This is a genomic window from Actinomyces israelii DSM 43320 (assembly GCF_000711965.1).
In the GTDB taxonomy this organism is placed as follows: Bacteria; Actinomycetota; Actinomycetes; order Actinomycetales; family Actinomycetaceae; genus Actinomyces; species Actinomyces israelii.
This window is the reverse complement of record NZ_KL544004.1, coordinates 68,498-88,437: the sequence shown is the minus strand read 5'-3', so window position 1 is coordinate 88,437 and position 19,940 is coordinate 68,498. Positions and strand designations below refer to the sequence as shown.

Sequence of the window (19,940 nt, the reverse complement as noted above, 5' to 3'; positions counted from 1 at the left end):
ACGCACATCTGTCCGGCACGCGCGTCCACCGTAGCAGCCCCGACCCGCTTACGTCGATTCGATGTATCCTGCGTGTCGTGCTCGCCCTCAAGATCCTCGGGTTCCTCGACGACGGCCCGCTGCACGGCTACGAGCTGCGCCGCCGCATCGTCGAGCTCGGCGGCCCCGGGAGCCACCTGTCCGACGGGGCCCTCTACCCCGCGCTGGCCCGCCTGGAGGCAGCCGGCTACCTGGTCCGCACCGCGAGGCCCGGGGGGCGGGGCCGCGCCCGGCGCCGCATTGAGATCACGACGGCGGGCCGCGAGCACCTGCACGCCCGGCTGCGCCACCCCGACGAGACGGAGATGACCTCCACGCCCCGCTTCCTGACGGTGCTCGCCTTCCTGTCGCGCCTGCCGGCCGCAGCCGACCGCGAGGCGGTGCTCCGCCGTCGGCTGGCGATCCTCCAGGCCCCGGCGCCGGCCTTCTTCTACGACGACGGCGCGCCCCGCCGCTCCGCCCGGGAGCCCGACCCGTACCGCCGGGGCATGGCGCGCGTGGCGGGCGCCGCCCGCCGCGCCGAGATCGAGTGGCTGCACGAGATGCTCGACGATGAGCACGATGAGCACGATAAGCACGATGAGCACTGAGACGCGCGCACCTCCGGCGCACGGTCGCGCCGGGCACAAGCCGACCAAGGAGCCTCCTGTGACGCCCACCACCATGCGGGCTGCGGTCCTGACCGCGCCCGGCATCGACAACCTGCACGTCACCGACCTGCCCGTCCCCTCGCCCCGACCGGGCTGGGTGCGGATCAGGGTCATGGCCTTCGGCCTCAACCGCAGCGAGTACCACTCGGTGACCGGGCAGGCCGAGGGCATGTCCTACCCGCGGGTCCTTGGCATCGAGGCGGCCGGCGTCGTCGACCTCGACCCCGAGGGCGTGCTCGCCGCGGGCTCGCAGGCGGCCACCATGATGGGCGGTATGGGGCGGGCCTTCGACGGCGGCTACGCGCAGTACGTCGTCGTGCCCCGCGAGCAGGTCATCGTCTTCTCCTCCGACCTGCCGTGGAAGGTCATCGGCGCGGTGCCCGAGACCCTGCAGACGGCGCACGGCTCGCTGACCACCGGCCTGGACCTGCGGCCGGGGCAGTCCCTGCTCGTGCGGGGCGGGACCTCCGCCCTGGGACTGGCGGCGGCCGCGCTCGCGGCGGACCGGGGCTGCCGGGTCCTGGCGACCTCGCGGCGCGAGGCGGGGCGGGTGCTCCTGGCCTCCCGGGGCGTGGAGGCCCTGCTCGACGACGGCGCCGTGGCGGCGCAGGTCCGCCGTCGTCTGCCCGAGGGAGTGGACGCGGTCCTGGAGCTCGTGGGTGTCCCCGCGCTGCGCGACTCGCTGGCGGCGACGGCCGCGGGCGGCACGGTGTGCTTCGCGGGCATGCTGTCGGACTCCTGGGCGATCCCCGACTTCTACCCGATGGACTGGATCCCCACCGGGGTGAGGCTGACCACCTACTCGGGCCAGGCCCACAACCTGCCCGCGGCCGAGCTTCAGCGGGTCCTGGACCGGGTCGCGGCGGGTGGGCTCGACCTGGCGCCGGTGCACGCCTACCCGCTGGAGGAGATCGTGACGGCGCAGCGGGACATGGCCGCGGGCGCGCACACCGGCAAGCTCGTGGGCCTGCCCTGGGCCTGAGGGCCCGGCAGGTCCGCCGGCACCGCCCCGGCCCTCAGCCCAGGAGGGCCCCCAGGACCAGGCAGACGACGGCGATCGCGGGCAACGATCCCTGCTTGAGGGCGGCGCCGCGGTGGGCGGGCGACTTCAGGGCCAGGACGAGCGCGGCGGCGAGCATGGAGCCGGTGCCGAACAGCGCCAGGGCCGTCCCCGCCCACGAGGCGGGGCCCGGGCCGCCCGCGGCCCGGAGGAGGACGCCGAGGAGGGCCTCAAGAGCGAGGAAGAGGTTGTAGAAGCCCTGGTTGTAGGCGTAGAAGGCGTGGGGCCGGGCCTCGGCGGGGGTCCCGCCGAAGGTCTTTCGGGCCAGCGGCCCCTCCCAGGCGATGGACTCCATCCAGAAGATGAGGACGTGGAGGGCGGCGGCGAGGACGGCGGCGGCCAGGCCGACGGATGTGACGGCCCGCATTACGAGGCCCGCTCCCCGGCCGGGTGCGCGGAGACGAGGTCGTCCGCGCCGCTGCCTGACCCGTGGGGCGCGTCGTCCTCGAGCCCGGCGAGCACGACGCGCGCGATCATGCCCGCGGCCATCTCGTAGCCGGCGGCGGAGGGGTGGAAGCCGTCGTCGGCCCAGAAGCCGTCCTTGAGGTCGCAGTGGGCGACATCGACGAAGGGCACGCCCCGCTCGGCGCAGACGGCCGCCGAGGCCTCGGTCTGGGCGTCGGTCCACTCGCGCAGGACCGAGCGCAGGGTCGCCATGAGGGCGGGGCTGCGGTAGAGCTGGCCGGCGCTGCAGGCCACGACGTGCCGACCGCGCCGCGCGGCGCCGTCCAGGACGGCCGCGAGGTCATCGGTCCACTCCTGAAGGCTGCGGCGGGCCATGAGGTCGTTGGAGCCGGCGCACACGAAGAGCACGTCGGCGTCGTCCACCTCGGGCAGGAAGCGGTAGCGCACGCGGCGCATGGTCGCCCCCAGTCTGGCGTGGGTGGCCCACTCGACGTCGCGCCCGGCCCCGGCGGCGACGAGGCGGGCGATGCGCGGCACGAGGGCCTGGTCCTGGGCCTGCACGCCCGAGCCGGCGACGAGGGAGTCCCCGACGGCGGCCAGCCTGAGCGGCGCGCTGGAGCCGCGGACGGCCCCGGAGCCGGCGGGCGCCGTCGTCCCGTCGGGCGTCACGACGCCCTCGCGCTCCCCCGGCGGCTCCGGAGCGAGACGCACGGTGCGGCGGGCGAGCGCCGCCTCGGCGACGGCCAGGGAACGGCGCAGCCCGCGACGGATGCCGCGGCCGGGTGCTGGCCCGGATGGAGAGGTGCTCACGTGACGCGAGTCTACGACCGCGCGCCCGCCGCCGATCTGCGGGATCGGGCACACCGGCGGCTCATGCGCCGGGGCGCTGAGCGACCTCGTCGGTGTAGTCGCCGGCGACGATCTCGACGCAGTTGCCCTCGGGGTCGAGCAGGACCGCCTCGTAGTAGCCGTCGCCGGTGAGCCGGGGCCCGTCGACCACGGGCACCCCGGCGGCGCGCGCCCGGGCGGCCAGGTCGTCGACGTCGGCGCGGCCGGGCAGGGCGAAGGAGATGTGGGCCCAGCCGAGGGCCTCGGCGTCGGGGCGGGCGGTGATGTCGGGGCGGCTCATGAGCTCGAGCCGGCTACCGCGCCCGCCGGGTCTGCCGGGCGCATCGCCGGAGGTGTCGGGGGCGAAGGTGAGGATGAAGGTGCGCAGGCCGGTCCTGGGATTGTGGTACTCGCCGTTAGACCGTCCTGCGAACCAGCGGGCGTAGAAGTCGCGTGCGCCGGCGAGGTCGGAGACCCAGACGGCGGCGTGGTCGATGCGGGGCATGCGTGCCTCCTCTCGGGCGGCGTGCTGGTACTCGGTCCCGGGCGTCTGCTCGCGCAGGGAGGTGCTGCGCATTTTAGATGACTGACTCCGGGGGCGCCGGTTCTGCCCGGCCCTCGGCGGCCCCGGGCCCGGGCCGGCGGCCTCGGAACAGATCCCCGGGGAGGATCTCAGCCCTTGACGGCGCCCTCCGTCATCCCGGAGATGAACTGCCTCTGGAGAGCCAGGTAGAGCACCGCCGCGGGCAGGGCCACGAGCACGGCGCCGGCGGCCAGAAGGGTGGAGCCCTGCGTGTACTGGCCCTGGAAGAGGGCCAGCCCCAGCGGCGCGGTGCGCACCCGCCCCGAGGGCGACATCACCAGGGGGATGAGGAAGTCGTTCCACGTCCACATGAAGGTCAGGACGATCTGGGTGACGACGGCGGGCCGCCCGATGGGCAGGAGCACGGAGCACAGGATGCGGATGTCGCCGGCGCCGTCGATCCGCGCCGCCTCCAGGATCGCGGGGTCCACGCCCCGGAAGAAGGCCCGCATCCAGAAGGTGCCGAAGGCGAGCGACTGGGCCGTCTGCGGCAGGGCCACCGCCCAGACGGTGTCGGTGAGCCCCAGGCCGCGCAGGTCGAAGAACAGGGGCAGGACGACCGCCTCGGAGGGGACCATGATGCCCAGCAGGAAGACGTAGAAGAGCGCCTCGGATCCCCGGGGCCGCAGGATCCCCAGGACGTATCCGCTCATGAGCGAGAGCACCAGCGCGGCGCCGACCACCAGGACGGTGATGAGCGCCGAGTTCCGCATGTACTGGGAGAAGTGTCCCTGCTCCCATGCGGCGGCGAAGTTCTCGACATGGCCCCAGCCCGTCTGCCCGACGCCCTGGGGGCTCAGCGCCAGGAGCAGGACGTAGGCGATGGGGGCCAGGGCCTGGAGCGCGAAGAGCACCAGGACGGCGTAGCCGGCGGTCTTCTCGGCGGCGGAGGCTCTCATCGTCCGCGCTCCCCGAAGAGGTTGATCGTCAGGTTGATGACGAAGATGACCGCGGTCAGGATGACGGCGAGGGAGGAGGCCGTCCCGACCCGGCCCAGCCGGAAAGCCTGGTTGTAGACCTCGTAGGAGGGCACGGTCGTGGATGCGCCCGGCCCTCCCGAGGTGGTGACGTAGACCAGGTCGAAGGTCTTGAGCGCGGCGATAATGGTCAGGGTGAGTGACACGAGGACCTCGGCCCTGACTCCGGGGAGGGTCACGTACCACAGGCGCCGCCACCAGCCCGCCCCGTCGAGCGTGGCGGCCTCGTAGTAGTCCCTGGGGATGGCGGCGATCCCGGACATGAGGAGCACCGTCACCAGCCCGGTGCTCACCCAGGTGCCGATGAGGCCGACGGCGATGAGCGCCGTCGAGAAGTCCCCCAGCCAGGCCCGGGTCAGGGCGTCCAGGCCCAGCGCGCGCAGGGCTGAGTTCAGCAAGCCGTCGGGGGCGTAGATGCGCCGCCAGGCGACCGCCAGCACCACCATGGCGACCACCTGGGGCAGGAACACCACCGTGCGGAAGAAGCCGAGGCCCTTCAGCCGGGCGCGTGTGAGCAGGTCGGCCAGCACCAGGCCGATGGCCAGGGGGATGAGGGCGTAGAAGACGATGAGGACCAGGGCGTGCCCGAAGGCGCCCAGGAGGCGGTCGTCGGAGAGGGTCTGCACGTAGTTGTCCGCCCCCGCCCAGGTCCCCGTGCCCAGCCCGTCCCACCGGTAGAGGGAGAGCAGGAGCACGCGGGCCAGGGGGTAGAGCATGAACGCCCCGTAGAGGGCCAGGGGCGGGGCCATGAGGCCGAGCGCGGCGAGCCTGCGTCCGCTGCGCCTGGACGGCTTGGCCGGGAGGTGCGGCGCCGGCGGGCGGGGCCTGTCGGTCTGTGCGCTCATGGTCTCCTGCGTCTCCTGCGTCTCCTGTGCGGGCGTGGCGGCCTGCGGGCCTGCGGTGGCGGTCGGGCCGCGGCCGTCAGCGGCCGTCAGCGGCCGTCAGCCGTCGATGAACTCGGTGTAGGAGGCCTGGAGGGCGTCGGTGAACTCCTGGGGCCGGGTCCGTGCGTCCAGGAGGCCCTGGAGGGCGTCGCCCAGGACCTGGTCGAAGGTCGGCGTGGCGTAGTCGAGGTAGGGCAGGATCTCGCCGTCGGTGGTCAGCTCGCTGAAGGCGCGCATGACGTCGTTGGTCACGGAGTCCTCGGCGGTGGCGAAGCCGGCGGTGCCGTTGACCGGGACGTTGCCGGTGTCGGCCAGGACCTGCATGGCCTCGGCGCTGGTGATGAAGCTGATGTAGGCCGCCGCGACATTGGGGTCCTTGGCCGCCGAGGTGATCGCGAAGGGCAGGCCGGTGCCGCCGGTGGTGCGGACCTTGTCCATCCCCGCGGCCCTGGGCGGGAGGATGAAGGCGACGTCGGAGCCCATGACCGCCTTCAGGTCGGGCGCCAGCCAGGAGCCGGCCATGAGGAAGACGCCGTCGCCCCGGGAGAAGCTCTGCCACACGGTGTCGTAGTCGAGGCCGTTGAAGCCGTCGTTGAAGTAGCCCCTGGTGGCCCACCCCTGGAGCTCGGTGGCCGCGGCGAGGTTCTCCGGGGTGTTCCAGGAGGCCCCGGCACTGCCGAAGCCGAGGGCGCGGATGGTCGCGGCGTCCACGTGGGCGCCCTGGACGGGGCCGAAGACGTGGAGGCCGGGCCACTTCTCGACATTGCCGAGCATGAGCGGGGTCTGCCCGGCGTCCTTGATGGTGGCGAGCTGGCCGGTGAAGTCCTCCCAGCTCCGGGGCGCGGCCAGGCCCAGGGCGGACAGGCGCGACCTGGAGTAGTAGATGCCCACGGCCTCGCCGACCTGGGGCAGGCCCCACAGGGAGCCCTCCCCGAAGGTGGCTCCGTCCGCGGAGTAGGAGGAGTAGGCCAGGATGGAGGGCGGGTAGGCGGCGTCCCAGCCGTAGGCGCTGATCCAGGGGTCCAGGGGGCGCAGCTGGCCGGCGGAGACGAGCTGGCCCATGGTGCTGCGGCTGTTGTTGGCCTCGACGACGTCGGGGGCGTCCTCGCCGGTCAGCGCCAGGCGCAGGGTGGTCTGAAGGTCGTCGAAGGACTGGGAGACCCGGTTGATGGTGATGTTCGGGCAGGCCCGCATGAAGGCGTCGTTGAGGCGCTGCATCTGCTCGTTCTGGCTGCCGCGGACCTCCTGGTCCCAGACCGTGAGGATCTGCTCGGGCGCGGAGGCGATGTCGGTGGACACCTCCACGGGGGTGGCGCCGGCCGAGGCGGAGCCGCCCTTGGGGGCGCAGGCGGACAGGGAGGCGGCGACGGCGAGCGCACCGGAGCCGAGCAGGAGGCCGCGGCGGCTCATGGGGCGCGAGTCGACAACGGCGGCAAGAGGGGTGGGGCTCATCGGAGGGCTCCTTCATGCGGTTGCGGAGTGGTCGGGGAGATCGCCTGGACGTCGTCGATGGCGTCGATGGCGTCGATGGCGTCGATGGCGTCGAGCAGGTCCAGGAAGCTGAGGTCGTAGCCGGGGACGGGGCTGATCCGGCGGGCGCGCGCGGCGAGCCGAGCGGGGGTGGGGGCGCCGGCCGAGCCGCCCGGGTGCTCGACCGCCAGGGAGGCGGCGATGCTCGCCAGGCTGAGGGCCGTCCTCAGGGGCAGGCGGTGGATCAGGCCCCAGGTCAGGGCGGCGGTGAGGCAGTCTCCGGCGCCGGTGGCGTCCACCGCCCGGGCGGGGGCGGCCGGCAGGGCGATCTCCTGCTCGCCGTCGCAGGCGACGACGCCGCGGCTCCCGCACGTGACGACGGCCACCGGGACCCGCTCGGCGAGCGCGCGGGCCGCGTGGCGCGCTGAACCGGTGCGGGTGTAGCGCACGGCCTCGGCGTCGTTGGGGGTGACGGCGTCCGCGATGTCGAGCGCGGCGAGGTCGGCCGGGTCCCATCGGCCGGTGGCGTCCCAGCCGACGTCGCCGACGACGGTGGCGGGCTCCCGCCCGGTGCGCCAGGAGCTGATGGTCCTCCGGTTCGCCGCCAGGGCGCGCAGGTCGGCCAGGAGCGCGCAGGGGGCGGGGAGGCCCGCCAGCGGCGGGGTGGCGTCCGACCCGCAGCTGGTCATGGCCCGGTCGCCGTCGAGGCCCAGGGACACCGTGACCGGCTGGCGCTCCACCCGGCGGGCGTGGCGGAGGTCAACGCCCTCCTCGGCGAGGGCGCCGCGCACCAGGTCTCCGGCGCGGTCCTCGCCCAGGTCGCAGCGCACCATCACGGGCGCTCCGAGCCGCGCCAGCACGACGGCCTGGTTGGCGCCGCCTCCGGGGGCGACGGCACACTCCGGGACCCACTGCTCCTCCCCCGGGCGCGGGGCGCGGGACAGGCCGCTCATGACGACGTCGAGGAAGACGGGGCCCGCAACGCAGACAGGACGGCTGATGCTTCTCACGGCGACCTCCTTGTCAGCAGTGCATCCCGCCTCAATGATGCCACCAGATGCCAATAATGAGCAAATCCAGTCATAGTCGAGCAAGAATCGCGCACGTGCTGTAATCTTCGAGCATGTTGGTTCCACAGCGCCGTTCCGCGATACTCGACCTGGTGCGCGAGCAGGGCGGGGCCACCGTCGCGGACCTGGCCCGGCGCCTGGAGGTCTCGGAGTCGACGATCCGCCGCGACCTCAATCACCTCGACCGGCAGGGCAGGCTTCAGCGCGTGCGCGGCGGCGGGGCCGCGGAGGCGGACGAGCAGCCCTTCTCGCACGTGGCCGTCCGCTCGGCGCCCGAGAAGGATCGCATCGGCGCCGCCGCGGCGCGCCTGGTGCGAGACCGTGACGTCGTGCTCATCGACATCGGCACCACCTGCGCGGCGGCCGCCCGCCACCTGCGCGGCCGGAAGATCACCGTGGTGACCGCCTCGCTGGCCGTGGTCGACGAGCTGCGCGAGGATCGCGCCGTCGAGCTCATTGTGCTCGGGGGGCTGCTGCGCCCCTCCTACCTCTCCCTCGTGGGCGCCCTGCCCCTGCAGGCCCTGGCCCAGCTCAGCGCCGACGTGGCCTTCATGGGCGCCTCCGGGCTGCGCCCCGACGGCACGGTGCTCGACTCCACAGGTACCGAGGTTCCCATCAAGCACGCCATCCGGGAGGCGGCCGAGCGCACCTGCCTGCTGGCCACCACCGACAAGTTCCCGGGGTCGGGGCTCCTGCCCGTGTGCCCGGTCACCGACCTTCAGACGGTTGTCACCACCGCCGCCCCGGCGACGGACCCGCTGCCGTCCCTGGAGAGCACCGACACGGAGGTCATCCCCGTATGAGGCTCGTGATCGCAGGCGGCGGAGGCTTCCGCGTCCCCCGGGTGGTCGAGGTGCTCGCCGCCGCCCGCGCGGGAACCGGTCCCTACCCGGGACTTAAGGTGGACGAGGTCTGCCTCTACGACGTCTCCCGGCGCCGCCTGGACGTCATGCGCGCCGTCATCGCGGACCTCGGCCTTCCCCACGCCCCCGCGGTCGTGACCACCACGGAGCCAGCCGAGGCCGTGCGCGGGGCGGACTTCGTCTTCTCGGCCATCCGCGTGGGAGGCGCGCACGGGCGCGTCGTCGACGAGCGCGTGGCCCTGGACCACGGCGTGCTCGGCCAGGAGACGGTGGGCGTCGGCGGCTACGCCTACGCCTTCCGCACCGTCCCCGCCGCCATGGAGCTCGCCCGCGTGGTACGGGACCTCGCGCCCGAGGCCTGGGTCATCAACTTCACCAACCCGGCAGGCCTGATCACTCAGGCGATGCGCACGCTCCTGGGCGAGCGCGTCGTGGGCATCTGCGACACCCCGATCGGCCTGGTGCACCGGGTCGCGGCGGCCCTGGGGCTGGACGAGAGGCGGGTCGGCACCGCCGATGGCGGGGAGCTCGACTTCGACTACGTCGGGCTGAACCACCTGGGCTGGCTGCGCTCGCTGAGCACGGCCGGGCACGACCGCCTGCCCGACCTGCTGGCCTCGGACGAGGCCCTGGAACGCATCGAGGAGGCCCGCGTCCTCGGCGCCGACTGGGTGCGGGCCCTGGGCATGCTGCCCAACGAGTACCTCTTCTACTACTACCTCAACCGCGAGTCCGTGGCCCGCATTCGCCGGGAGGCCCTCACCCGCGGGCAGTTCCTGGAGCGCCAGCAGGAGACCTTCTACGACGCCGTCGAGAGGGAGCCCGGACGGGCCGGGGAGCTGTGGACCCGCGCCCACCGGCAGCGGGAGGCCACGTACATGTCCGAGTCGCGCCGGCCCGGCGAGCTGGACCGGCGCGAGGAGGACCTGGCGGGCGGCGGCTACCAGCAGGTGGCGCTCGACCTCATGACGGCCGTGTCCACGGGGAGGCCCGCCCGGATGATCCTCGACGTCGGCAACGCCCAGGCCCACGGCCGTGACGGCGCCGGGCTCCTCGTGCCGCAGCTGCGCGAGGACGCGGTGGTGGAGGTGCCCTGCGTGGTCGACGCCGACGGGGTGCACCCCCGGCGGGTGGGGCGCCTGGCGGGCGCCGAGCTCGGACTGGTCAGCGCCGTCAAGGGCTGCGAGGAGCTCGCGATCGACGCCGCGCTCAGCGGGGACCTCACCCTGGCGTGGCGGGCCCTGGCGGCCCATCCCCTGGTCGACTCCGTCCGCGCGGCCCGCCGCATCCTGGACGGCTACCTCCGCAGCAGCCCCGAGGTGGCGCGGGTCTTCGAACGCTGAGGAGCCCCGGACCAGCTGCCGCGCCCGGCCGCCCGCCGACGGGAATAGATCCCCGCGGCCCCGGGTTCACCCCACACGCATTCATAGAAATGCCTGTTTTCTGAACTCCGTTTCGAAAGGTTGTCCTTATGGCCGGATCGCGTTTCCCCCGTCGTCGCCTCCTCCTGGGGCTGGGCGGCCTCATCCTCATCGCGCTCGCCATCGCCCTGCCCGTCTTCAAGCCGTGGCTCCTTTTCGTCAACACGAGGGTCGACGACAAGATCCCCCAGGTGGCGGCCGCCGGCCAGGCACCCGCCACCGGGGAGCCGGCGGGCAGCGCGACGGGGAGTCCCGCAGCCGGCGCCGAGGGTCCCGAGCTGGTCGCACGCGGCACCTTCATCTCCCACGAGCACACCACCACCGGCGAGGCGAGCATTGTGCGCGGCTCCGACGGCTCCCACCAGCTGGTGCTCTCCAACCTGGAGACCAGCAACGGCCCCGATGTGCGGGTGTGGCTGAGCGCGGGCCCCGTCGTCGAGGGGGCCGCCGGGTGGACGACCGCGGGCGACCACGAGCACCTCGAGGTGGCCCCCCTCAAGGGCAATCGCGGCAACCAGGTCTACGACCTGCCCGCGGACTTCGACCCGGCGGCGTGGCCCTCCGTCGACCTGTGGTGCGAGGACTTCAGCGTGTCCTTCGGAGCGGCGGCGCTCAGCCCCGCCGGGTGAGGCCGCCGCTCGCGATCAGTCCTCGGCGGCGCTGGGGCGGGTCATGTCGACCGGCACGACCCAGGCGTCGAACTCCTCGGGCGTGACGAAGCCGAGCTCGAGGGCGGACTCGCGCAGGGACAGGCCCTTGTGGTGGGCGTTCTTGGCGATCTTGGAGGCCTTGTCGTAGCCGATGCGGCGGTTGAGGGCCGTGACCTGCATGAGGTTGGTCTCCAGGTTGTGCTCGATCCTGGCGCGGTTGGGCTTGATGCCGTAGGCGCAGTGCTCGTCGAAGGACACGCAGGTGTCGCCGAGCAGCTGGATGGACTCCAGCACGCACCAGGCCATGACCGGCTTGAAGACGTTGAGCTGGAAGTTGCCCTGGGAGCCAGCGAAGCCGACGGTGGCGTCATTGCCGAAGACCTTGGTGGCCACCATGGTCATGGCCTCGCACTGGGTGGGGTTGACCTTGCCGGGCATGATCGAGCTGCCGGGCTCGTTCTCCGGGATGATGAGCTCGCCGATGCCGTTGCGGGGGCCGGAGGCGTACCAGCGCACGTCGTTGGCGATCTTCATCAGCGCGTCGCCCAGCACGCGCAGGGCCCCGGAGACCAGCACCAGGGCGTCGTGGGCGCCCAGGGCGGCGAAGAGGTTGCCGGCCTGGGTGAACTCGATGCCGGTCTCCTCGCTGATCCTCTTGGCGGCCAGCGCGCCGAACTTCGGGTGGGCGTTCAGGCCCGTGCCCACGGCGGTGCCGCCGATGGCGAGCTCGCGGGCGCGCGAGTCGGCGTAGCGGATGCCGTCCAGGGCGAGGTCGATCTGGGCGACCCAGCCGGAGATGACCTGGCCCAGCCGGATGGGGGTGGCGTCCTGGAGGTGGGTGCGGCCGACCATGACGACGTCGTCGTACTCCCTGGCCTTGGTGTCCAGGGTGTCGCGCAGCCGCTGCACCCGCGGGTACATACGGGCGAGCTCGCAGACGATGGCGATGTGCATGGCCGTGGGGAAGGTGTCGTTGGAGGACTGGCCGCGGTTGACGTGGTCGTTGGGGTGGACCGGCGTCTTGGTGCCCATCTGGCCGCCGGCCAGCTCGATGGCGCGGTTGGAGATGACCTCGTTGGCGTTCATGTTGGACTGGGTACCGCTGCCGGTCTGGAAGACGACCAGCGGGAAGTGGGAGTCCAGGTCGCCGGAGATGACCTCGTCCGCAGCGGCGGCGATGTACCGGGCGATGTCCTCGGGCAGCTCGCCGAGCTCGGCGTTGGCCAGGGCGGCGGACTTCTTGAGCACGCCCAGGGCCTTGATCAGGGGGCGGGTCAGGACGAAGGTCTCCCGGCCGATATTGAAGTTGGTCAGGGAGCGCTGCGTCTGCGCGCCCCAGTAGCGGTCGGAGGCGACCTCGACGGTGCCCATGGAGTCGGATTCGGTGCGCGTCGTGGCGGCCCGGTCGGGCGTCGTTGCATCAGTTGTCATGGGAGCAAGGCTATGCGCTCGGTGCACGCGTAGGTGCGCGGACGGGCGCATCTGGCGGCTTTTCAGGCCGATCGCGACGGGCCAGGAGAACGGGCCGGAGAGCGGGCCGGGAAGCGCTCATCGGAGTCGATGACCCTGATGACCTCGAGGCCGTGCGTGGGCGGCCGCGCGTCCCTGGAGACCTGCGCCTCTCCAGCACGCGGGCGACGGCGGTGCGTGCCCTGCTGGCGGGTCCGCCCGCGCGAGCGGATGTGCTCCGATCCACGGGGCGAGCCGGCCGGATCGCCTGCGGCCTCATCGACGTCGTCGCCGGCACTGCCAACCATCACTGCCAACCAAGCCGAGAAAAGGGACACCAGCTAGCGGTGCGGGGGCCGCTCTCGCGGGCCGGGCTCAGTGGAGGGCCTTGTACAGGGTCAGCGCCAGCACGGTGCGGTCGGACGCCTGCAGCTTGCGCAGCAGGGCGGAGACGTGGTTCTTGACCGTGCCCTCGGCGAGCACCATGCGCTCCGCGATCGCCTGGTTCGTCAGGCCCTCGGCCACCAGTGCGGCCACCTCGCGCTCGGTCGGGGTGAGGACGGCCAGCACGGGCGGCTCGCCCTCGTCGTTCTTCGGGGAGGCGAGGGCGAGCCGCGCCACGCGCGGGTCGATGACCAGCCCGCCCGCCGCCACCGCGCGCACGGCCTCGGCCAAGGACTCGATCGAGGTGTCCTTGAGCAGGAACCCCGCCGCCCCGGCGGCGACCGCCCCCTGGACGACGTCGGGCTCGTCGAAGGTGGTCAGCACCAGGACCGGCAGACCCGGGTGCGTCCGGGAGCACTGCCGCACGAGCTCGATCCCGTCCATGACCGGCATCTTCGCGTCCGCCAGGACGACGTCGACCTCCCTGGCGCGCAGCACCGCCAGGGCCTCGGCCCCATGGGCGGCCTGGGCCACCACCTCGACGTCGTCGACGGTGCCGAAGAGCATGATCAGGCCCCGGCGCAGGAGCTGCTGGTCGTCAACCACCAGGATCCGGATCGGCGCACTCATCACGCCCTCCGATCGATCGAAGAGACGAGCTCCCGGGGCGGGAGCACCAGGGTGAGCAGGAAGGAGTCGTCGACCCTGCCCGCCGTCACCGCGCCGCCCAGCTCGGCGGCGCGCTCCGACAGGCCGCCGAGGCCGAACCCGGCGACGGCACCGTCCCCCTGCCCCACCAGCGCCTGCGGAACCGCCTGACGGCGCTCGGCGGGAATGTCATTGGCCACCGAGACCAGGAGGCCGTCGCCGCTTGTAGCCGCCAGGATCTCCACCGACCGCGCCCGGGAGTGCCTGAGGGCGTTGGTCAGCCCCTCCTGCACGGCGCGGTACATGAGGAGCTCAGCCGCCTCGGTGAGCACGTGCGGGCCGAGCTCGTCGCGGACCCGCACCTCCAGCCCCGTCCCGCGGAACGACGCCGCGACGGCCTCCAGGCCCGCCACGCCCCGACAGCCCTCGGCGCGCACGGGGCTCAGGGCCCGCACCCACGTGCGCATCTCGCCCACCGCCTCGCGGCTCGTGCGTTCGGCCACCGCCACCTCGTTCCACGCCGCGCTCGGGTCCGAGTCGCGCACACGGCCCGCGAACTCCAGGCTCATCCCGATCTGCGTCAGCCGGTGCCCCAGCCCGTCGTGCAGCTCATGCGCGGCCCGCGCGCGCTCATGGGCCAGCATGAGCTCCTTCTCCAGCGCCACCCTCCTCCTGGTGTCCTCCAGGGCCGCGTCGCGCTCGGCGATCGCGCGGCGCTGGGCGGCCAGGGCGACGTCATACCCGGACAGGACCACTCCGAGAGCAGTGCCGACCGACATGAGAGCCATGAAGGAGAGGACGTCGGACAGGGTCTGCGCCCATGATCGCCCAAGGGCCAGGGACAGCACCGGCAGGGCGGACACGAACACGTCGCCGACCAGGCTCGCGCGCACACCGATATCGACGACCAGCAGCGCGGCAGCCACCACGAGGACCGGCACGGAGAAGCCGATCGTCCCCAGCTGCGCAGGCCCGGCTACGAGAAGCAGCACGACCACCGAGCAGGCCGCGCGTCCGCGACCGGCTCCCAGCCGCCGTCGTACCACCCACAAGGCGCCGACCACACCGACCACGGCAAGGACGCAGCACAGGACCGCGACGCCGACCCCGGTGAGTGCCGAGGCCTCGAGAAGCCGCAGCCCGAAGATCGCCAGGCACACGAGTGCGAGGATCTGCAGAACGGGCAGAAGGGCGGCGCCCGTCGGCAAGATCTCCCCCGATCGATCCGGCCGGCCACCGGTGTGCTGCTGCTGGATGCTCATCCGCTCACCGTAGACCGGCTCGCACCCCGACGTCCCATGACCGGGGTCATGGGTGCGCGTCAGGATTCCTGCCCCCGGTCACGCGAGACCGCTCCGGGCGGGTTCATAGCGTCGAGGCATGACGCACTCACACACCGCAGAGTCTCCAGAGCCCCGGCCCCAGGCGCCCGAGTCGCAGCAGAAGACTCCTCGTCGCCCACCCGGCTGGGCGCGCACCCTCCTGGCCCTCCTCGCCTTCGAGGTCGCCGCGTTCTCCTCGGCGCTGGCATACCTCATAGGCCCGCTGCGCGACGGGTACGGCTCGAACAACCTCCTGCTCAGGGCGGAGGCGACCACCCTCATCCGGCTGATCCCCCTTCCCTTCTACCTCCTGTTCACCGTCCTGCTCACCCGCTGCGCGGACCATCGGCCCATGCGCGCCGCCGGCCTGACCCTCAACCGCCGAGCGCTGCTCGGCACGCTGGCCGGAACCGGAATCTCGGTGGCCGTCGTCGGCTGCCTCGCCGCGGTCCTCCTGGCTGCCGGTATCGGGACCCGGGCCCCGGCAGAGGCAAAGGAGGAGATCGCTGTGCTGCCGCTCTGGCTCGTGGTCGCAAACACTATCGTGTTCAGCTACGTGTTCCAGGGAATCGGTGAGGAGGCGCTCATGCGCGGCTACCTCCTGCAGAGCCTGTCCGACCACCCCAGGCGCGCCGTATGGACTGCAGTGATCGTCTTCACCATCCCGCACCTGCTCTCCAACGGCGGTCAGCAGAACGCCCTGGACCACGTCCTCTACCTCGCCGTACCACTCGGATTCGCACTGGCCGCCGCCTGCCTCGCACTGATCATGCGCAGCACCTGGGCCGCCATCGGCATCCACGGCGGGTACCACCTCGGCAACCAGCTCGTCGCGATCATGGGCCTGAGCATTCCGAGCCGCCGACTCGTGTGGATCACGACCGGCCTGGTCTTCTGCGTGATCGCCGCGGTCCTCGCCTCCCGCATCAGCAAGCAGCGCTGGGCGGAGATCGCCGCCAGTGGGCCCTACGCGCCGCCGGCGGGCCGGTAACCGGCGCCACTGGCCGTCGTCAACCGCCCATCACCGCAGGGCGGGGCCGACATCCGCCCAGGCCAGCGCCCAGGTCGGGTAGAAGGCGCCGATCCGGTTGCCGATCAGACCGACCAGGAGCGCGGCGAGGACGCACGCGCTCACCAGGAGCAGCGTCCTGACGGCAGCCCGGGCCACGCCGACCGCCGCCCCTCCCCGCCCCGGGCGAGCCGCACCTGCCTCGGCGCCGGGGCCGTCCTCAGCGCCGGAGAGGCCGTTACGAGCCGCCGCCCGGGCGGGGACGACGATGCACGCCAGCGTCGCCGCGAGCGTCAGCAGGCAGGCCATGGTGATCACGCCTGTGCCGCGGATCTGGGTGAGGGACCGCACCAGGCGGCCGCCCAGCCCGAGGCTCTCCTCCGGCGAGGCCGGGGGCGTCTCGGCAGCCGGCGGCGCCTGGGACGCGGAGGCGTCGGGGGTCGGCGTGGGCGACGGGGTCGGGGCGGGCGACGGGGTCGGGGTGGGCAGCGGCACGGGCCCGTTCAGGTTGACGCTCGGACGCTGCCCCCACCAGGTGAGGAAGGCGGTCGTCTGCTCCTTCCACAGACTCCAGGAGTGCCCGCCCGCACCGGGCCTGACCGCTTCGGCGGTGTCGCCCTTCCCGACGGCGGCAGGCAGGGCGGTCACCGTCCCATTGGCCAGCGGGTCGTCCTGGGCGCCCAGGAGCCACAGGTTGATCGGGGCGTGCCGCTGACGGGCCACCAGGGTGCTCAGGGTGTTGGCGTCGCGGAGCTCGGGCGAGGCCAGTCCGCCGACGTCGGGGACGTCGTACCCGGACAGGGAGGCCGCGGTCGCGTAGACGTCGGAGCGCATAATGGCCGTCCACACCGCGCAGTAGCCGCCGGAGGACACCCCGCCCAGCGCCCACGCCTGACGGTCCGTGCGCACCCCGGGGAAGGTGGCCCGGATCATCTTGGGCACGTCCTGCTGGATCCAGGTCCCGACCTTGGCGTGTCCGACGATGTCCGCGCAGTCGGGCTCCGAGCGCTGGGTGGCGTCGGCGTTGAGCGAGGGAATGGCGACGATCGTCGGGGGCAGGCGCCCGTCGTCGATGGCCGCCTGCAGCTGGCGGCCGAGCTCCAGGCCCGGGACGACGCCATCGGCCGTGCCGGGCACGCCGTGCAGGAGCATCAGGACGTTGTAGGACTTCCCGTCGGCGGCGGAGTACCCGCGCGGGGTCCAGAACCACACGTCGTCGGTGATGCCGCTGGCGGGACCGTGGAAGCTCGTCCTGAAGGTGTTCCCGCCCTCCGAGGTCGCCTTCAGCGAGGCGACGTAGGCCGGGTCGGGCGCGGGCGGCGTCTGCGAGCCGGTGGCCTCGGCGTCCGCCTCCCCGGTCGCCTCCGGGGTGGCCACCGGCGCCAGCTCGGTCACCCCCGAGTCGCGGCCGGAGCCGGATGCCAGCTCGGCGACCTGCCCGAGCGTGTTGGCGAACCGCAGTTTCGAGTTGATCTTCGCCGTCGCGAGCCCGGTGACGAGGAGCTGGCAGATCAGTACCGCGGGCAGCGCTGCGACCAGGAGGCGCCAGCGCCGCGCAGAGCCCGCGGAGGCGTTCTTCACGTGCTTGTGGCCGGAGCACCGACGGCGGTGTGGAAGCCACAGCAGCAGAGCGACCGTCGCGGCCAGCGCAGTCACGGTGACAACGGCGAGTCCGGCGACAAAGCCCGGAGAGACGACGCTCACGCCAGAAAGAGAGGACACTGAACCTTCCAAAGAGCTGACACGTATGAATAAGTTGGCCGCACCGGTCGGCGCCCAGGCTCGGTTCCGGACAGCAAAAAAAGACTTCGGCCCCTGGTTGATATCAGGGGCCGAAGTCTTCACCGCCTCGCGGCACTTCGTAGCGGGGGCAGGATTCGAACCTGCGACCTCCGGGTTCCAGGTCGTCTCCTGGATGGTCACCCTCGCCGAAGCAATACTACCCCTGCTCCGCGCGGAGTCTAGCGCTCGTGCCCGGATCCAGCGCAAGCAGAGCGGGCAGTGCAAACACTCACTCACCGCCAGCCCGAACAGCTGGGGGCTGGCGTCATGAACGGGGCCGAGGCCGCGTGGGTGCGCAAGCACGCCTGGACAAGGGCTATGCGCAGGACACACAGACACTGCCCGGCGATCCACAGCAAGTGCCCGTGCCAGTACGGGCCCTGCGGCAGCTGCTCAGCAGGAGACCACGCCAGGTGCCCCTACAGCCTCCCCGAGCACGCCGCCTGGGCCGCCGCCCACGCGGACGTCCCCGCCGGCTACGTCACCTACGCCGACACCACCATCCCCAGCCTCGGCGGCCCCAGCACCTGGCAGCTGTGGGAGACCGGCACCACCCACGACAGCCGATGCCCCTGCGCCCAAGACAACCACCACGGCTGGACCCCACCCGCTGGCCCCGGCCGGCAGACCACCATCGACGACTTCCTCGACCAGTAAGTACCCCACGCCCGGAGGCGAGCAATGAGTAACACAACAGAAGACCTCATCACGATAGCTCTCACCGGGCAGCAGGCCCGGCTCGTCGCCGCCGCCCTGAGCCTGTGGGGAGCCGAGCTCGACCACCGCGCCGAGACCGCCCGCACGACCGAGCAGGACAGGTGGGAGACCGCCCAGCTCGCCGCCTGGGACGCCGGCGCCGACAGCCCGGGATGGGAACCGCACCAGGCATGGGACGACTCCGAGCGCCTCCGCTCACTCGCCATCGAGGCCCACGAGCTCGCCGCCGCCGTCGCCGACGACGCCGGCACCACCACCCCCGAGGACCTCGCCGCCGACCCCCTGCGGGCACACACCCGCTATACGACAGGCGCCCAGTAGCCCACCAGCACCACCGCCACCACTACAACCAGCAGTACCAGTAACGCCAGCAGAAGGAAGAACCAGTGACCACCACAGCGAGAGTGACCACCACAGCGAGCAGGACGAGCACGAGAGTGCTGACCACGAGCCAGCAGGTCCTCATCATGGCCGCCCTGGACGACCTCCGCACCACCACCTCCCACAGCCTGGAGCTGCTCCAGGCCGACGGCACCCAGGCCGGCCAGGACACCCTGACAGCCGAGATCACCGACATCGAGACCCTCTACGAGCTCATCGCCGACACCCCCGGCAGCTCACCTCCTCGAGCATATCGACGACCTGACAACCACGATCCTGCCCGAGGAGGTGAGCTGCCGGGTGCGTCCTGACGCGGCAAAGACCACACCTGAGTGAAAACGGTCACTCTACGCGGTGCCAGACCGGAGGCCTGGCACCGTGCTGGGTCATGAATACCCACCTCATCACCCACCGCCCCTCCCTCACCCCGATCCCCCACCCCTGGGAGACACCGATCGAGCACCTCGAACTCGCCCTGCGAGCCCAGGGAACCCGCGAATCCTCCATCAGCACCCGCATCCGCCACATCCGCCGACTCGCCCGAGACCTCGCCCCCATCACCCCCACCGAACTCACGGCAGACGAGCTTATTGCCTGGGCCGGCCAGCAGACATGGGCACCCGAGACCCGCCACTCCCACTACAGCTCCATCCGGGCCTTCTACACCGCCCTCAACCTCAGGACACCCAGCCCCGCCGACGCCCTCCCATCAGTCAAACGCCCCGTACCATCACCTCGTCCCACACCTGAGACCGTCTACACCAACGCCCTGACCCAGGCCGACGCCCGCACCCGATTCATCCTCCGCATGGCCGGCGAAGCCGGACTCCGACGCACCGAGATCGCTCAGATCCACACCAACGACCTCATCCTCGACCCCACCGGCCACAGCCTCATCATCAACGGCAAAGGCGGCACCACTCGCCAGATCCCACTCACCGACGAGATCACCGCCCTCATCCGCCACCACCTACGCACCAGCCCCACCGAATGGGCACTCCCCTCACGCAACGGCGGACACATCCAACCCCACTGGGTCGCCAAGCTCGCCTCACGGGTCCTGCCCAACGGCTGGACACTCCACACCCTCAGACACCGATTCGCCACCCGCGCCTACGCCCAGGACCGCGACATCCTCGCCGTCCAACGCCTCCTCGGCCACACCTCCGTCACCACCACCCAGCGCTACGCCGCCCCGCCCATCGACGCCCTGCGCCACGCTGTCACAGCCGCCACACCCAACCCGCGCCCCAACAGCAACTGACCACAACCAGCACGCCCGCCCTCCGATGCAATCGGAGGGCGGGCAACCCCGAATGAGCAGCAATCCCGGGGGGAGCAGAGAATG

The 19,940-nt window shown here is 72.3% G+C and carries 21 protein-coding genes; 10 read left to right on the top strand and 11 right to left on the bottom strand.

The window, feature by feature from the left end; genetic code table 11:
- Positions 1-77: 77 nt before the first annotated feature.
- A complete protein-coding gene (locus O145_RS16165) occupies positions 78-629 on the top strand; it encodes a PadR family transcriptional regulator (protein ID WP_043564831.1) in 552 nt (183 codons plus the stop codon).
- The gene (locus O145_RS16160; protein ID WP_229118646.1) at positions 619-1,671 is read left to right on the top strand and encodes a zinc-binding dehydrogenase; all 1,053 of its coding nucleotides are present in this window, start codon (positions 619-621) and stop codon (positions 1,669-1,671) included. The genes O145_RS16165 and O145_RS16160 overlap by 11 nt, the downstream gene beginning before the upstream one ends.
- A gap of 34 nt (positions 1,672-1,705) precedes the next feature.
- On the opposite strand, the gene O145_RS16155 is transcribed toward O145_RS16160, so the two are convergent.
- From O145_RS16155 to O145_RS16125, 7 genes are all read right to left on the bottom strand, one after another.
- A complete protein-coding gene (locus O145_RS16155; protein WP_043564829.1) occupies positions 1,706-2,116 on the bottom strand; it encodes a DUF1304 domain-containing protein in 411 nt (136 codons plus the stop codon).
- Positions 2,116-2,964: a GDSL-type esterase/lipase family protein gene (locus tag O145_RS16150; protein WP_084682699.1), complete on the bottom strand. Its 849-nt coding sequence runs from the start codon at positions 2,962-2,964 to the stop codon at positions 2,116-2,118. The genes O145_RS16155 and O145_RS16150 overlap by 1 nt, the downstream gene beginning before the upstream one ends.
- Positions 2,965-3,025: 61 nt before the next feature.
- Positions 3,026-3,487, bottom strand: coding sequence for a VOC family protein (locus O145_RS16145; RefSeq protein ID WP_043564891.1), 462 nt, complete (start codon positions 3,485-3,487; stop codon positions 3,026-3,028).
- Positions 3,488-3,654: 167 nt separating this feature from the next.
- A complete protein-coding gene (locus O145_RS16140; RefSeq protein ID WP_043564827.1) occupies positions 3,655-4,464 on the bottom strand; it encodes a carbohydrate ABC transporter permease in 810 nt (269 codons plus the stop codon).
- Complete coding sequence (locus tag O145_RS16135; RefSeq protein ID WP_084682693.1) at positions 4,461-5,387, bottom strand: carbohydrate ABC transporter permease; 927 nt, start codon at positions 5,385-5,387, stop codon at positions 4,461-4,463. Before O145_RS16135 ends, O145_RS16140 begins: the two co-directional genes overlap by 4 nt.
- 96 nt (positions 5,388-5,483) lie before the next feature.
- Positions 5,484-6,878, bottom strand: coding sequence for an ABC transporter substrate-binding protein (locus O145_RS16130; RefSeq protein WP_229118645.1), 1,395 nt, complete (start codon positions 6,876-6,878; stop codon positions 5,484-5,486).
- Positions 6,875-7,906, bottom strand: coding sequence for a carbohydrate kinase family protein (locus tag O145_RS16125; protein ID WP_052375326.1), 1,032 nt, complete (start codon positions 7,904-7,906; stop codon positions 6,875-6,877). The genes O145_RS16130 and O145_RS16125 overlap by 4 nt, the downstream gene beginning before the upstream one ends.
- Before the next feature lie 113 nt (positions 7,907-8,019).
- Here O145_RS16125 and O145_RS16120 point away from each other — a divergent pair, with 113 nt between their 5' ends.
- From O145_RS16120 to O145_RS16110, 3 genes are all read left to right on the top strand, one after another.
- On the top strand, positions 8,020-8,769 hold the full coding sequence (locus O145_RS16120; protein ID WP_043564825.1) for a DeoR/GlpR family DNA-binding transcription regulator: 750 nt from the start codon (positions 8,020-8,022) through the stop codon (positions 8,767-8,769).
- Complete coding sequence (locus O145_RS16115) at positions 8,766-10,172, top strand: family 4 glycosyl hydrolase (RefSeq protein WP_043564823.1); 1,407 nt, start codon at positions 8,766-8,768, stop codon at positions 10,170-10,172. Before O145_RS16120 ends, O145_RS16115 begins: the two co-directional genes overlap by 4 nt.
- Before the next feature lie 128 nt (positions 10,173-10,300).
- Positions 10,301-10,879, top strand: a complete 579-nt coding sequence (locus O145_RS16110) for a DM13 domain-containing protein (protein WP_043564821.1) — start codon at positions 10,301-10,303, stop codon at positions 10,877-10,879.
- Between the two features lie 15 nt (positions 10,880-10,894).
- Here the strand turns inward: O145_RS16110 and fumC are convergent, their stop codons facing one another.
- The 3 genes from fumC to O145_RS16095 all read right to left on the bottom strand — a co-directional run bounded on the left by fumC (position 10,895) and on the right by O145_RS16095 (position 14,643).
- Positions 10,895-12,331, bottom strand: a complete 1,437-nt coding sequence (gene fumC, locus O145_RS16105) for a class II fumarate hydratase (protein WP_043564820.1) — start codon at positions 12,329-12,331, stop codon at positions 10,895-10,897.
- Between the two features lie 393 nt (positions 12,332-12,724).
- Positions 12,725-13,363: a response regulator gene (locus O145_RS16100; protein WP_043564818.1), complete on the bottom strand. Its 639-nt coding sequence runs from the start codon at positions 13,361-13,363 to the stop codon at positions 12,725-12,727.
- Positions 13,363-14,643, bottom strand: a complete 1,281-nt coding sequence (locus O145_RS16095; RefSeq protein ID WP_043564816.1) for a sensor histidine kinase — start codon at positions 14,641-14,643, stop codon at positions 13,363-13,365. The genes O145_RS16100 and O145_RS16095 overlap by 1 nt, the downstream gene beginning before the upstream one ends.
- A 118-nt stretch (positions 14,644-14,761) precedes the next feature.
- On the opposite strand from O145_RS16095, the gene O145_RS16090 reads away from it, so the two are divergent.
- Positions 14,762-15,694: a CPBP family intramembrane glutamic endopeptidase gene (locus tag O145_RS16090; RefSeq protein ID WP_043564814.1), complete on the top strand. Its 933-nt coding sequence runs from the start codon at positions 14,762-14,764 to the stop codon at positions 15,692-15,694.
- Between the two features lie 30 nt (positions 15,695-15,724).
- On the opposite strand, the gene O145_RS16085 is transcribed toward O145_RS16090, so the two are convergent.
- Positions 15,725-17,416, bottom strand: a complete 1,692-nt coding sequence (locus tag O145_RS16085; RefSeq protein WP_229118644.1) for an alpha/beta hydrolase — start codon at positions 17,414-17,416, stop codon at positions 15,725-15,727.
- Between the two features lie 345 nt (positions 17,417-17,761).
- Here O145_RS16085 and O145_RS16080 point away from each other — a divergent pair, with 345 nt between their 5' ends.
- The 4 genes from O145_RS16080 to O145_RS16065 all read left to right on the top strand — a co-directional run bounded on the left by O145_RS16080 (position 17,762) and on the right by O145_RS16065 (position 19,856).
- Positions 17,762-18,151, top strand: a complete 390-nt coding sequence (locus tag O145_RS16080; protein WP_267489949.1) for a DUF6248 family natural product biosynthesis protein — start codon at positions 17,762-17,764, stop codon at positions 18,149-18,151.
- Positions 18,152-18,175: 24 nt separating this feature from the next.
- On the top strand, positions 18,176-18,532 hold the full coding sequence (locus O145_RS19700; RefSeq protein ID WP_043564808.1) for a hypothetical protein: 357 nt from the start codon (positions 18,176-18,178) through the stop codon (positions 18,530-18,532).
- 65 nt (positions 18,533-18,597) lie between these two features.
- A complete protein-coding gene (locus O145_RS16070) occupies positions 18,598-18,903 on the top strand; it encodes a hypothetical protein (protein WP_156966846.1) in 306 nt (101 codons plus the stop codon).
- A gap of 77 nt (positions 18,904-18,980) precedes the next feature.
- Positions 18,981-19,856 carry a tyrosine-type recombinase/integrase gene (locus tag O145_RS16065; RefSeq protein ID WP_043564805.1) on the top strand — a complete coding sequence of 292 codons (876 nt, stop codon included), beginning with the start codon at positions 18,981-18,983 and terminating at the stop codon, positions 19,854-19,856.
- Positions 19,857-19,940 lie beyond the last annotated feature (84 nt).